The organism is Marivita sp. (assembly GCF_022763305.1).
Classification (GTDB): Bacteria; Pseudomonadota; Alphaproteobacteria; order Rhodobacterales; family Rhodobacteraceae; genus Marivita.
On the sequence record NZ_JALEGT010000010.1, the window covers coordinates 81,694 to 94,198 of the forward strand.

Here is a 12,505-nt window from a genome sequence, read left to right on the forward strand (position 1 = left end):
CAAATCGAAAATAATCGTAGTTTTGATAGAAGTTGACTATCAAAGGCGATTTCATGCCCAGCTTGCAGCAACTTCGATATCTTGTGGCGGTGGCGGACCAGCTGCATTTCCGGCGCGCGGCAGAGCTGTGCAACGTGACCCAGCCGACGCTCAGCGCACAGATCAAGGAACTTGAACTGAGGCTTGGCGCGAGTCTTGTGGAGCGCAGCCGGTCCAAGGTCGTGATGACGCCCACGGGCCGGGAGATTGCAGAACGCGGACGGCGTATCCTGCGCGAGGTGGCCGAGATCCACACCATCGCGAAATCGCGTCAGACGCTGCTGAGTTCTGTCATCCGCATCGGCGTGGTGCAGACAGTGGGGTCGTATTTTCTGCCGCTTGTGATCCCGGACCTGCACCGAGACTACCCGAAGCTCGGGCTCTATGTGCGCGAAGGGCTGCCCGATGTCCTGCTCCGCAGTCTTGAGGACGGCACGCTAGATCTGTTGTTCTTTCCGCTGCCGGTGAACCGGAGCGAACTCGACTCGCAATCGCTGTTCCGCGAACCCATCCAGGTTGTGATGCCGGCGGACCATCGGCTTGCCCGAGAACCCGAGATCGACCCGGTGATGCTTCGGGGTGAGACCGTGCTGTCACTCGAACCCGGGCACCGGCTTTATGAATTGGTGCGCAAGATTTCGGACGATTACGGGGTGGCCCTGTCGCATGATTACGAGGGCACCAGCCTCGATACCCTGCGCCAGATGGTGGCAACCGGCATGGGCCTGTCTTTGATGCCTGCGCTCTACGTCAAATCCGAAGTGGCGCATCAGGATATCGTCGTCGCACGCCCGTTTCGCGGCACGGCACCGTCGCGCACCATCGGGATGGTCTGGCGCAAAGGCACGTCGCGGGAACAGGAATTCCGCCTCCTGTCCGCTCTGGTCTGCCGGTCACTGACCGAGCGCGCGCCAGAGATCACCGTTCTGGGAGACGTGTCGCGCGAGGTTTGACTGCCACCAAACGAAAGAGACCGGTCAGGCGTATCTCAGCAGCCGTTCGACGGTCTGGTCTCGACGGTTTCGGGTCGAGGATGCACCCTTGCGCCAGTCTTCGATGTTCTCGAGAGATGCGGGCGCTTCGAAATCGAAGGGCACCTGAGACAAGTCGCTGTTCATCATCTCGATCAGTTCGAACACCGGCTGCGAGGCGCGGCGGCTGGTTTCCGAAAACAGCAGGGACAGCGTGATCAGACGGCGGCTGTTGTAGGGCGAGATGTAGAAATTGCGCCAGATCGCGGGAAACAGCGTCCCGATCGACGAATTGGAATACACCTCGAGGAACATGAAATCAGCGGCCTTTTCCATGGCGGCCTCCGGCAGGGTTGCCTGCCAAGCCAGGAAATCATCACGGAAGCGGTCGGCCACCTCCTTGGTGAAGTCGGCGCGCGGAACGACCAGAAGACGCTCGATCTGCCAATCCGGATCGCGCCATTCATTCTTGGGCCGGAATACGTAAACCGCACGCAGCAGATCGGTCTGATGCCCCCGCAGGATGACGTTGCCTTCGGTCACGCCTTGAAACACGCCGTTCTGATACTCCTTTGGCGCAGCCGCGGGGGCCCCGTAGGTGAGCTCGAACGCATGCTGGTTCAGGCGCACGTCGCGCCGCGCAATCCCGAAATCGCGCCGGTCATGGACCTCGTGTTCGACATCGCAAACGCGGCACAGCTCGGCGGCGATGGCAGCATCGCGCCGGGTCGCGTAGTTGTTGATGTGGGTGTAGACCTGACCGATCTTGCCCAGATGGTCACCGGCAAAACCGAGTATCAGTCGGCTGTCCATCCCGCCGGACACCGGTAGCGAACAGGGGTAATCCTGCACGATGGCGCCGATATTGGCCCGCGCGGTCCGGATGATCTCGTCATAGACGGCGGTTGGGTCACTTGGCTCCGGCGTGAAGCGCACATCGCGCGGCCAGAACCGCGTGGGCTCAAGCGTGTCGAGATCAAGATACATGTTCGGATTGAGCCGGTGCACGCCCTCATCAGCCGTGTGAAACAGCGTCAGCTTGCCAGCCCGGTTGCGGATCACATCGAAGTCGTATTTCGGATGCGGCCGAAGCGTCCTTTTGAGCGCCAGCAAAGTCGAAGAGGCGACGTAGCCGTCCTCGGGATTGTAGACCGCGCCGATCATGCCGACGGGATCTGTGTAGAGCCGTGACTGACCTCGGGCCTGAACAACAAAGGCATATCGGCCCGCCGCGTCGTCGAGCAGGGATTCGAACTGGTTCCAGAAACGTGTCGAGCTGCTCTTGAAAGGCAGTTTCAGCGCGTCGGTGCCGTGCTCGGCCTTGGTGCCGACGGCGATACCCAGAACATAGCCCACCGTCTTGCCCGCCGCATCGCGCAGGTCGCGCAGTGGCAGATCCTGACCGCAATACAGGTTGAGACGGCCCAACCGGCGCGCGGTGAAACCGTCAAGCGCCTCGTCCGCGCGTGAAATGACGTACTGATACCGGAACCGGTTCTGGAAAGGACCATACCGATAGTTCCATTGCTGCTGTGCCTGAAACATGCCCGCCTGCCACATGTTGTGTTTTTTGCAGTGAGTCTGACACAGTGATTCGTTTTGGCAAATGGCTGATTCGACTCCGTCGGAGCAAATCATCGGCGCTGTGTGATTGGATACACGGTCATATGGCCTGCAGACCGGGACCAATCGTCTGAATCCGACTGCACCAGCTTTGCCGACAGAGCGCTACAGACAACAGTCTAGCCGAGCGGTTTGTTTCAGGATGCAGGGAATTTGGTGGAGCCTAGGGGGATCGAACCCCTGACCTCTTGCATGCCATGCAAGCGCTCTCCCAGCTGAGCTAAGGCCCCGTTTGTGCGCGTTCCATTACGCAATGCCGGGGGCGGGATCAAGCGTGATTCCGCCCCTTTGGCAGAAATTAATCGTCGTCGTTGCCTGCGACATCCGCGATGTCGTCCAGCGAGACGTTGTCGTCATCATCATCCTCGAGAACATCATCGTCTTCGAGTTCGACATCGACATCATCATCTTCCAGAACATCGACATCATCGTCGACATCCATCTTCATCTTGTTCTGACGGTCTTCGGCATCCGCCGCGATCATGCGGGTCTTGCCGGTGTCAATCTCGACCACCTCGCCGGTATACGGGCTGATGATCGGAGTCTGGTTCAGGTCATAAAAACGCTTTCCCGTCGTCGGGCAAACGCGTTTGACGCCCCATTCTTCCTTGGGCATGGGAGATCCCCTTTATTGCGTGGTCATATCGACAATCTGCGCCAACTGCCATAACACCGGAGCGGTGTCAAAGGCTTTGCGGCACGGATCACATCGAGCGGCATATGGGCGTCAGAACCTTTCCCGGCAACCCCGGGATTCCGTTGAAACTGCGCAAGAACGCACAGGCTCGCCGCATGACGCTGCGGATCTCCCGGGTCGATGGTGCGGTGACGCTGACGGTGCCGCGCGGCGTGTCTGAACGCGAGGCGTTGGCGTTTGCGGCTGAAAAGCAGGACTGGGTGATCGGGCACCTGTCCAAGCAATCGGTTCCCGAACAGGTCGGGCCGGGACAGTCCCTGAGCGTTGCCGAGCAGTTGTTTTCCATCGAAGAGGGAAGCGGAGCGCGGCTGAGGGTCGACGGCAATCGAATTCTTCTGTCGCAGCCTGTCGAGCGCGGGCGCGTCCACTTGCTGGCCTGGCTCAAGGAACAGGCCCGCGCGGAACTGACCCGCGCCTGTGACCGGTATTCGGGCCAACTTGGCCGCCGTTATACCCGTCTGACGCTGCGCGACACGCGGTCCCGCTGGGGCTCGTGTTCGTCGGCAGGGGCGCTGATGTTCTCGTGGCGGCTGATCCTCGCGCCCCGGCACGTGCTCGATTACGTGGCGGCGCATGAAGTGGCGCATCTGCAGGAAATGAATCACTCCGCTTCGTTCTGGCAGGTTGTCCACGACCTTTACGGTCCGCATCAGGAGGCGCGCGACTGGCTGCGGCAAGACGGCCCGGGCCTGCATCGCTATCGGTTTGGTGCTTGACCCGTTCCGCCGCTGTGATCACATTCCGGCATGAGCGTCCTGAACCGTCCCACCGAACCCACCCTGTCCGCGCATGACCGCGTCTACCGCGGTTTGCGGAACCGCATCATGTTCGGGCAGATGTCGCCGGGCGAACAATTGACGCTGCGCGGCGTGGCGCGGGACTTTGACGTCTCCATGACCCCCGCGCGTGAGGCGTTCCAGAGGCTGGTTGCCGAAGGTGCGCTGTCGATGTCGGCCTCGGGGCGGGTGTCCACGCCCGAACTGTCGAACGACCGGATCGAGGAATTGGCCGCCCTGCGCGCACTGCTCGAAGTCGAACTGGCGAGCCGCGCGCTGCCGCGTGCGCACCTTGCGCTGATCGACCGCCTGCAGGTGATCAACGGCACGATTTCGGATGCGATCTCGAACCGGGATGCATCGGGATATATCCGCACCAATCTCGATTTCCACCGGACGCTCTATCTGCGGGCGCAGGCTCCGGCGATGCTGGCCATGGCCGAACAGGTCTGGCTGCAGCTTGGGCCGACAATGCGCGCGCTTTACGGACGGTTGCGCCGCACCGAGGCGCCGCAATACCACCGTCTGATCGTGGCAGCATTGAAGGCCGGGGACGAACCCGGCCTTCGTCTGGCCGTCCGGTCAGATGTCACGCAAGGGCTGCGCCTGCTGACCGGGTGATCCGGCGCTTAGTGCGCCATGAACACCGGCACTTCGCAGGTTTCCAGCATGTTGCGTGTCGCGCCACCCAGGATCGCTTCGCGGAAGCGGGAATGGCCGTAGGCGCCCATGACCACCATGTCGGCGCTGATGTCGGTGACGTGACGTCGCATCACGTCGGACACGCGCGGCATCGTCTTGGACAGAACGTCGATTTCGACCTTTACCCCATGACGGGCGAGAAACTGCGACAGCTGTCCGCCGGGATCGGACCGGGTCGGCCCATGTTTCGGCGGGTCGATGACGACGATATGGACGGATTGCGCCGCACTCAGGAAGGGCAGGGCACTGCGCACGGCGCGAAGCGCTTCGGCGCTTTCGTTCCAGCCGATGGCCACCTTCTGCGGCTGCTTCAACTCCGGTCCGGTATCGGGCAGGACGATCACGGGGGATTGTCCCTCGAACAAGGCCCCTTCGACCACCGGTTCAAGTTCGATTCCGCGGTCCTCGCCATAGGGGCGGGGCACGATCGCAAGATCGGCGAACCGCGCGTGCGACGCGACGAATCGCGCCACGTCGGCCAATTGGCAGACCGCTTCCGTCACGCCCCAGCGAAGGCCGGACGTGTCCATCTGCGCCTTGGCGGCGGTGGCCAGTTCGGATGCGTCCTCGCGCGCCTGATGCAGCGTTTCCTGAAGCACGGCGGCGTTCATGCCTGCGTAGTAGTACCCGGTTTGCGTGCGATCGACGCCGATGCACAGCACGTCGAGATGGGCATCCAGCGCACCGGCCATGGAGATGGCCTGCGCAAGTGTCTCGGTCAGATGGGCCGGATCGGTAACGGCGGCCAGGATCGTTTTATAAGACATGTCGGGCTCCCTTAGGTGAATTTCCCTCTATCGCCACCATCGGACGAAGTCACGTGGTGGCGCTTTGACACCCATCAAACAAGTCCCGCAATTCTATTGATGCAGATCAAGGATAGGTTTCGCCAAGTCTCGCATTAAGGGCCCAGTCTGAAAACCGCCTGTGCGGCAGCCGAATCGTGCAGGTAAGACGAAGGGACAAAAAATGTTGAACTATATCAAGCTGATCGTGCTTGGCTTGATCACGCTTTTCGCGATGATCGCAGCAAGCTATGCGCGCGATTTGGCCTATCAGGTTCACGCCATTCTCGTCATGGCGGTATCTGCAGGGCTCTTTCTCTGGACGCTGCGCAACACCGATGAACCGGTGCCGGCGTCCGTTCTGGAAACAAGTTATATGGACGGGGTGATCCGCTACGGCGTGATCGCAACGGCCTTCTGGGGCGTCGTCGGGTTCCTGGTCGGAACCTTCATCGCGTTCCAGCTGGCCTTCCCGGCTCTGAATTTCGATTGGGCCCAAGGGTACATGAATTTCGGGCGTCTGCGTCCGTTGCACACCTCGGCGGTGATCTTTGCATTCGGCGGTAACGCGCTGATCGCGACATCGTTCTACGTGGTGCAGCGCACAAGCGCGGCACGCCTTTGGGGCGGCAATCTCGGCTGGTTCGTGTTCTGGGGGTACAACTTCTTCATCGTGCTGGCGGCAACCGGCTACCTGCTGGGCGCGACCCAGTCCAAGGAATATGCCGAGCCCGAATGGTATGTCGACCTGTGGCTGACCATCGTCTGGCTTGCGTATCTGGCGGTCTTCCTCGGCACGATCATCAAGCGCAAAGAGCCCCACATCTATGTGGCCAACTGGTTCTTTCTGTCCTTCATCGTCACGGTCGCGATGCTGCATGTGTTCAACAACCTCAGCATTCCGGTCTCGATCTTCGGCTCCAAGTCGGTTCAGGTCTTCGCGGGCGTTCAGGACGCCATGGTTCAGTGGTGGTATGGCCACAACGCCGTGGGCTTCTTCCTGACCGCAGGCTTCCTGGGCATGATGTACTACTTCGTGCCGAAGCAGGCGGAACGTCCGGTCTTCAGCTACAAACTGTCGATCATCCACTTCTGGGCGCTGATCTTCCTGTATATCTGGGCCGGTCCGCACCACCTGCACTACACCGCTCTGCCGGACTGGGCCTCGACCCTCGGCATGGTGTTCTCGATCGTTCTGTGGATGCCCTCATGGGGCGGCATGATCAACGGCCTGATGACACTGAGCGGCGCATGGGACAAGCTGCGCACCGACCCGGTCATCCGGATGATGGTGATCTCGCTTGGCTTCTACGGCATGTCGACCTTCGAAGGTCCGATGATGTCGATCCGCGCGGTCAACTCGCTGTCGCACTACACCGACTGGACCATTGGTCACGTGCACTCGGGTGCGCTTGGCTGGAACGGTATGATCACCTTCGGTGCTCTGTACTTCCTCGTGCCCAAGCTCTGGAACCGTCAGCGGCTCTACAGCCTGAGCATGGTCAGCTGGCACTTCTGGCTCGCCACCATCGGCATCATTCTCTACGCGGCCTCGATGTGGGTTACCGGGATCATGGAAGGCCTGATGTGGCGTGAAGTCGACGCAAACGGGTTCCTCGTGAACAGCTTTGCCGACACCGTGAGCGCGAAATTCCCGATGTACGTCGTACGTGCGCTGGGTGGGGTGATGTACGTCACCGGGGCGCTGATCATGTGCTACAACCTGTGGATGACTGTGAAGCGCAGCCCGGCCAAAGATGCCGCGGTCTCGCCCGCAGCTGTCGCGGCCGAATAAGGAGGCTTGGACAATGGGTATTCTTGACAAGCATAAGGTACTTGAAACCAACGCGACGCTCTTGCTGGTCTGCAGCTTCCTCGTCGTGACCATCGGCGGTCTGGTGCAGATCGTGCCGCTCTTCTATCTCGAAAATACCATCGAAGAGGTCGAGGGCATGCGTCCCTACACACCTCTCGAATTGGCGGGGCGGAACGTTTATCTGCGCGAGGGCTGCTATGTCTGCCACAGCCAGATGATCCGTCCGATGCGCGACGAGGTCGAACGCTATGGCCACTACAGCCTTGCGGCAGAGTCGATGTACGACCACCCGTTCCAGTGGGGCTCCAAGCGGACAGGGCCGGACCTTGCCCGCGTCGGAGGCCGCTACTCGGACGACTGGCATGTGGATCACCTTCGTGACCCGCAGTCCGTTGTTCCGGAATCGGTGATGCCGAAATACGGCTTCCTCGAAGCGACGCTGCTGGAGGGCGAACATATCGGCGACATCATGTCGACCAACGCCTTCGTCGGTGTGCCTTACACCAGCGACATGATCGAAGCCGCGCGCGAAGACTTCCGGGCGCAGGCCGACCCGGACAGCGATTTCGACGGATTGCTTGAGCGCTACGGCGAGAACGTCAATGTCCGCAACTTTGACGGCCAGCCAGGCGTTTCGGAGGCAGATGCGTTGATTGCCTATCTGCAGGTGCTGGGGACGATGGTCGACTTCTCGACCTTCACCCCGGACGCAAGCCGCTGAGGAGGAGTGACATGGAAACCTATTCACTTCTCCGGGAATTCGCAGACAGCTGGATGCTGCTGGTCCTGTTCCTGTTCTTTGTCGGGGTGATCCTTTGGGCCATCCGCCCCGGCAGCAACAAGACGCATCGCGACACAGCCAACATCCCGTTTCGCAATGAAGACAAACCCGCCGCATCCAAGGAGGCGAGGACATGAGCAAGAAGCAAGACGACGATCTTGATTACGAAACCACCGGTCACGAGTGGGACGGGATCAAGGAATACAACAAGCCCCTGCCGCGCTGGTGGCTGTGGACCTTCTACGCAACCATCGTCTGGGGTGTGCTCTACACGATCGCTTACCCCGCATGGCCGGGCATCAAGGAAGCCACACCGGGCATCCTCGGGTTCTCGACGCGGGCGCAGGTGGCTGAAGAGATCGCGCGGTTCGAAGACGCCAACTCCGGCATCAACGCCCAGCTGGCCTCTGTCGAACTGACCGAGATCGCGCAGGACGCAGATCTCAACCAGTACGCGCAGAACGCGGGTGCCGCGGTGTTCCGCACATGGTGTGCCCAGTGTCACGGATCGGGCGCGGCCGGTGCCAAGGGCTATCCGAACCTGCTGGACGACGACTGGCTCTGGGGCGGTGACATCGAGGCCATCCACACCACGATCACCCACGGGATCCGCAACGAGGAAGACCCGGATGCGCGCTGGTCGCAGATGCCGGCCTTTGGTGACATGCTGGCCGAGGAAGAGATCAGCCAGGTTGTCAACTACGTGATGTCGCTCTCAGGTGAGCCGCAGGACGCCTCAATGGTGGCTGCCGGTGAGACCGTGTTCCTCGACAACTGCGCGGCCTGCCACATGGACGACGGCACTGGTGACCGCTTCCAGGGTGCGCCGAACCTGACGGATGCGATCTGGCTCTACGGTGGCGACTACGCGACCTTGACCGAGACAGTGACCTATTCGCGCTTTGGCGTGATGCCGCCGTGGTCGGACCGTCTGAGCGAAGCCGAAATCCGCGCTGTGGCCACCTATGTGCACGGATTGGGCGGGGGCGAAGCCTCGGTCGAATAACACCAATACCCCCGGGCCTTCGGGCCCGAGGGGACAGCGCCGGTTCCTCTTTCTGTTCGCGCGTTTCGAGGCACCGGCGCTTTTTCTACGGATGGTTTATTGCCACCTGCCACCGCGCCACGGCCACTGCCGGGCGCGGTCTTTGTTTGGCGGGTCCTGCCAAATCCGGGGCGGCAGATAGATCACGGGGTCGATCATCTCCAATCCTCCCAACGCTTGGGTGCGGGCTGGTCGCTCAGCTCGTCGCGATACCACGTGCGTGTCGCGGCATCCTGCGACGTGGTCCCGGATACGCCGCTTGCCCGGAAGAACGTTTTTGCAAATGTAGCGAACATGTCGGTCTCCTCTGATCGCTGTGGTCCTGTGCTCATACTTGCGTTTCTGCGTGTCAGATGCGACTCAGGGATAAATTCAATGTGTAAGGTGAGATTACATGATTGATTGGTCCCGGCTGCCCTCGCTCTCGGCCCTGCGTGCCTTTTGCGCGTTTGTACAAACCGGATCGGTGACCGATGCCGGGGCCGCGCTGAATGTCAGTCATGCCGCGATTTCCCAACAATTGCGCAGTCTTGAGACCCATCTCGGGACACCTCTTTTCGACAGGACAAGCCGGGCGCTGGAGCTGACGGACGACGGGCGCGATCTGGCACGGGCCCTCGAAGACGGGTTCGGGCGCATCGCGTCCGGTGTCGAGGCGCTGGCACAGGCGGATTCGCAGCGCGCCTTGAATGTGGGCTGCACGCCGACCTTTGCCAGCGCGTGGCTGATGCCGCGTCTTGGCAGTTTCCAGATGGAACACCCCGGCATCGACATGATCGTCACCCCCAGCCCGGTTCTGACGGACCCGTCCCCCGGTGGCATTGACGTGGCCATCCGCTATGGAACGGGCGGCTGGGCCGGGTTGGACTGCGAACGACTGCTCGACTCACCACTGGTGGTCATCGGCGCGCCATCGCTGTTCAGAGGACGACCGCCCACGGAACCGCGCGACCTGATCGACTATCCCTGGCTCGAGGAGTTGGGCACGACGGAATCCTCGGCCTGGCTCACGCAGCACGGGCTGGCCCATGCCAAGGTGCTGTCGCGTACCCATGTGCCGGGCAACCTGATGCTCGATGGTGCTCGGAACGGGCAGGGTGTCGCTGTGTCCACGCGAATCGCGGTGGCCGAAGACCTTGCCGCCGGACGCCTGATCGCCGTTTTCGAAGACCGGCTGGATGCGGGGTACAACATCGTGACCCGACCGGGCGTTCAGCGTGCCCCGCTCAGGGCGTTTCTGCGCTGGATCCGCAGGCAGGCGGCAAAAACCTGAATTAAAGATACAGTATTTGATGCAAGTCAAAGTCTGGCGCAGCGCACCCTGAGAAAAGACGATCAAGCCAATCCGTCTTTGGGAGCCAATTCTCTCGTGTCTCAAGCAGAAAACCAAACGCCGCCGAACCTTTACGCTGCGCGTGAACCGATCTTTCCGAAGCGTGTGAAGGGGAACTTCCGCAGCTTCAAATGGATCATCATGATTGTCACGCTGGGCATTTATTATGTCACGCCGTGGATTCGCTGGGACCGTGGGCCGCAACTGCCCGATCAGGCGGTTCTGATCGACCTCGCCAATCGGCGGTTCTTCTTCTTCTGGATCGAGATTTGGCCGCATGAGTTCTACTTCGTCGCGGGGTTGCTGATCATGGCAGGCTTGGGCCTGTTCCTGTTCACATCCGCTCTGGGCCGGGTCTGGTGCGGCTATGCCTGCCCACAGACCGTCTGGACGGACCTCTTCATCCTTGTGGAACGCTGGATCGAAGGCGACCGGAACGCGCGTCTGCGCCTGCACCGTCAGGAAAAAATGGACTTCCGCAAAGCGCGGTTGCGCCTGACCAAATGGGTCTCGTGGTTCTTCATCGGCCTCGCCACGGGTGGCGCATGGGTGTTCTATTTTGCCGACGCACCGACGCTGCTGCGCGATCTGGTAACGGGGCAGGCGCATCCTGTCGCCTACACCACGATGCTGATCCTGACCGCGACCACGTTCTTCTTTGGTGGCTTCGCGCGCGAGCAAATCTGCATCTATGCCTGCCCATGGCCGCGCATTCAGGCCGCGATGATGGACGAGGACACGCTCACCATCGGCTACCGCGAATGGCGGGGAGAGCCGCGCGGCAAGCATCGCAAGGGGGATGGCGCGGAACAACTGGGCGACTGCATCGACTGCATGGCCTGCGTGAACGTCTGCCCCATGGGGATCGACATCCGCAACGGTCAGCAGATGGAATGCATCACCTGCGGGCTGTGCATCGACGCCTGTGATGACATCATGGAAAAGATCGGCAAACCGCGGGGTCTCATCGACTATCTGGCGCTGTCGGACGAACCACGCGAACGGGCCGGAGAAAAGCCGCGCTCGGCCTGGTACCACATTTTCCGTATCCGTACGATGATGTACACCACGCTCTGGGCGCTGGTGGGCATAGGACTGGTCTTCGCGCTGTTTATCCGGCCCGAGATCGACATGACCGTGGCCCCTGTCCGGAACCCGACCTTCGTCACGCTGTCCGATGGCTCGATCCGCAACACCTATGACGTGCGTCTGCTCAACAAACATGGCGAGGACCGTCCGTTCCGGGTGTCTGTCACCGGCCATCCGTCGCTGCGCGTTCAGCTTGAGGGCACGCCCTACGAGACCGTCGATGTGCCCGCCAATGAAACCTACCTGCAGCGCGTCTATGTCGTGGCGGCTCCGGGGTCTGACCCGGCCGAAGCGGAACGCAGCGACATCCGGTTCTGGGTCGAAGACCTGACCAATGGCGACCGCGCCTATACCGACACGATCTTCAATGGGAGAAGCAACTGATGGTCAAGGAACGCAAACTCACCGGCTGGCATGCGCTGGCGATCTTTGGCGGTTGTTTTGCCGTCATCATCTCGGTCAACCTTGTCCTTGCCTTTTCGGCCATTAAGACCTTTCCGGGACTCGAGGTGAAGAACTCCTATGTCGCGTCGCAGGAATTCGACATCCGGCGCACGGAACAAGAAGCCTTGGGGTGGAGCGTCTATGCCGAAGCGAAGGGCGGGCTGCTGATCCTCAGCATCACGGACAGCGACGGCAAGCCGGTGCAGGCGGGCACTCTGGACGCCATTCTGGGTCGTGCGACCCATGTTCAGGATGACCGCACACCGGAATTCGCGTTTGACGGACATGCCTATGTCGCGCGCGAAACGCTGGCACCGGGCAACTGGAACATCCGCATGAAAGCCACATCGCTGGACGGCGTTCCCTTCGAACAGCGCGTTGTCCTGCACGTCGAAAGCTGAGCC

14 protein-coding genes and 1 tRNA gene are annotated in these 12,505 nt (G+C 61.2%); 10 read left to right on the forward strand and 5 right to left on the reverse strand.

All coding sequences use genetic code 11. The features are described from left to right. Positions 1-53 precede the first annotated feature (53 nt). Positions 54-992, forward strand: a complete 939-nt coding sequence (locus tag MRY75_RS01005; RefSeq protein WP_292305280.1) for a hydrogen peroxide-inducible genes activator — start codon at positions 54-56, stop codon at positions 990-992. A gap of 24 nt (positions 993-1,016) precedes the next feature. Here MRY75_RS01005 and MRY75_RS01010 read toward each other — a convergent pair whose 3' ends face one another. The 3 genes from MRY75_RS01010 to MRY75_RS01020 form a co-directional block, all read right to left on the reverse strand. Then, positions 1,017-2,555 carry an asparagine synthase-related protein gene (locus MRY75_RS01010; RefSeq protein WP_292305281.1) on the reverse strand — a complete coding sequence of 513 codons (1,539 nt, stop codon included), beginning with the start codon at positions 2,553-2,555 and terminating at the stop codon, positions 1,017-1,019. Positions 2,556-2,787: 232 nt separating this feature from the next. Then, a tRNA-Ala gene (locus MRY75_RS01015) sits at positions 2,788-2,863 on the reverse strand. A gap of 68 nt (positions 2,864-2,931) precedes the next feature. Beyond that, complete coding sequence (locus MRY75_RS01020; RefSeq protein ID WP_292305282.1) at positions 2,932-3,249, reverse strand: TIGR02300 family protein; 318 nt, start codon at positions 3,247-3,249, stop codon at positions 2,932-2,934. A 104-nt stretch (positions 3,250-3,353) separates the two neighbouring features. On the opposite strand from MRY75_RS01020, the gene MRY75_RS01025 reads away from it, so the two are divergent. Then, on the forward strand, positions 3,354-4,046 hold the full coding sequence (locus MRY75_RS01025; protein ID WP_292305283.1) for a SprT family zinc-dependent metalloprotease: 693 nt from the start codon (positions 3,354-3,356) through the stop codon (positions 4,044-4,046). Positions 4,047-4,076: 30 nt separating this feature from the next. After that, positions 4,077-4,727 (forward strand): GntR family transcriptional regulator, encoded by a 651-nt coding sequence (locus MRY75_RS01030; protein ID WP_292305284.1) that lies wholly within the window; start codon positions 4,077-4,079, stop codon positions 4,725-4,727. An 8-nt stretch (positions 4,728-4,735) separates the two neighbouring features. Here MRY75_RS01030 and MRY75_RS01035 read toward each other — a convergent pair whose 3' ends face one another. Further along, on the reverse strand, positions 4,736-5,575 hold the full coding sequence (locus MRY75_RS01035) for a universal stress protein (protein WP_292305285.1): 840 nt from the start codon (positions 5,573-5,575) through the stop codon (positions 4,736-4,738). 202 nt (positions 5,576-5,777) lie between these two features. Between MRY75_RS01035 and ccoN the strand changes: the two genes are divergently transcribed. Genes ccoN through ccoP form a run of 4 tightly spaced genes read left to right on the forward strand, consistent with a single transcriptional unit; the run spans position 5,778 to position 9,196 of the window. Then, positions 5,778-7,388 carry a cytochrome-c oxidase, cbb3-type subunit I gene (ccoN, locus tag MRY75_RS01040; RefSeq protein WP_292305286.1) on the forward strand — a complete coding sequence of 537 codons (1,611 nt, stop codon included), beginning with the start codon at positions 5,778-5,780 and terminating at the stop codon, positions 7,386-7,388. 13 nt (positions 7,389-7,401) lie between these two features. Continuing rightward, on the forward strand, positions 7,402-8,130 hold the full coding sequence (gene ccoO / locus MRY75_RS01045; RefSeq protein ID WP_292305287.1) for a cytochrome-c oxidase, cbb3-type subunit II: 729 nt from the start codon (positions 7,402-7,404) through the stop codon (positions 8,128-8,130). Between the two features lie 11 nt (positions 8,131-8,141). Further along, a complete protein-coding gene (locus MRY75_RS01050) occupies positions 8,142-8,327 on the forward strand; it encodes a cbb3-type cytochrome c oxidase subunit 3 (RefSeq protein WP_292305288.1) in 186 nt (61 codons plus the stop codon). Next, positions 8,324-9,196: a cytochrome-c oxidase, cbb3-type subunit III gene (ccoP, locus tag MRY75_RS01055; RefSeq protein ID WP_292305289.1), complete on the forward strand. Its 873-nt coding sequence runs from the start codon at positions 8,324-8,326 to the stop codon at positions 9,194-9,196. The genes MRY75_RS01050 and ccoP overlap by 4 nt, the downstream gene beginning before the upstream one ends. Before the next feature lie 194 nt (positions 9,197-9,390). Here the strand turns inward: ccoP and MRY75_RS01060 are convergent, their stop codons facing one another. Beyond that, on the reverse strand, positions 9,391-9,531 hold the full coding sequence (locus tag MRY75_RS01060; protein ID WP_292305290.1) for a hypothetical protein: 141 nt from the start codon (positions 9,529-9,531) through the stop codon (positions 9,391-9,393). Positions 9,532-9,629: 98 nt separating this feature from the next. Between MRY75_RS01060 and MRY75_RS01065 the strand changes: the two genes are divergently transcribed. From MRY75_RS01065 to MRY75_RS01075, 3 genes are all read left to right on the forward strand, one after another. Further along, positions 9,630-10,508, forward strand: a complete 879-nt coding sequence (locus tag MRY75_RS01065) for a LysR family transcriptional regulator (RefSeq protein ID WP_366934894.1) — start codon at positions 9,630-9,632, stop codon at positions 10,506-10,508. 96 nt (positions 10,509-10,604) lie between these two features. Next, a complete protein-coding gene (gene ccoG / locus MRY75_RS01070; RefSeq protein WP_292305291.1) occupies positions 10,605-12,041 on the forward strand; it encodes a cytochrome c oxidase accessory protein CcoG in 1,437 nt (478 codons plus the stop codon). Continuing rightward, positions 12,041-12,502, forward strand: coding sequence for a FixH family protein (locus MRY75_RS01075; RefSeq protein ID WP_292305292.1), 462 nt, complete (start codon positions 12,041-12,043; stop codon positions 12,500-12,502). The genes ccoG and MRY75_RS01075 overlap by 1 nt, the downstream gene beginning before the upstream one ends. The last annotated feature ends 3 nt before the right edge of the window (positions 12,503-12,505 follow it).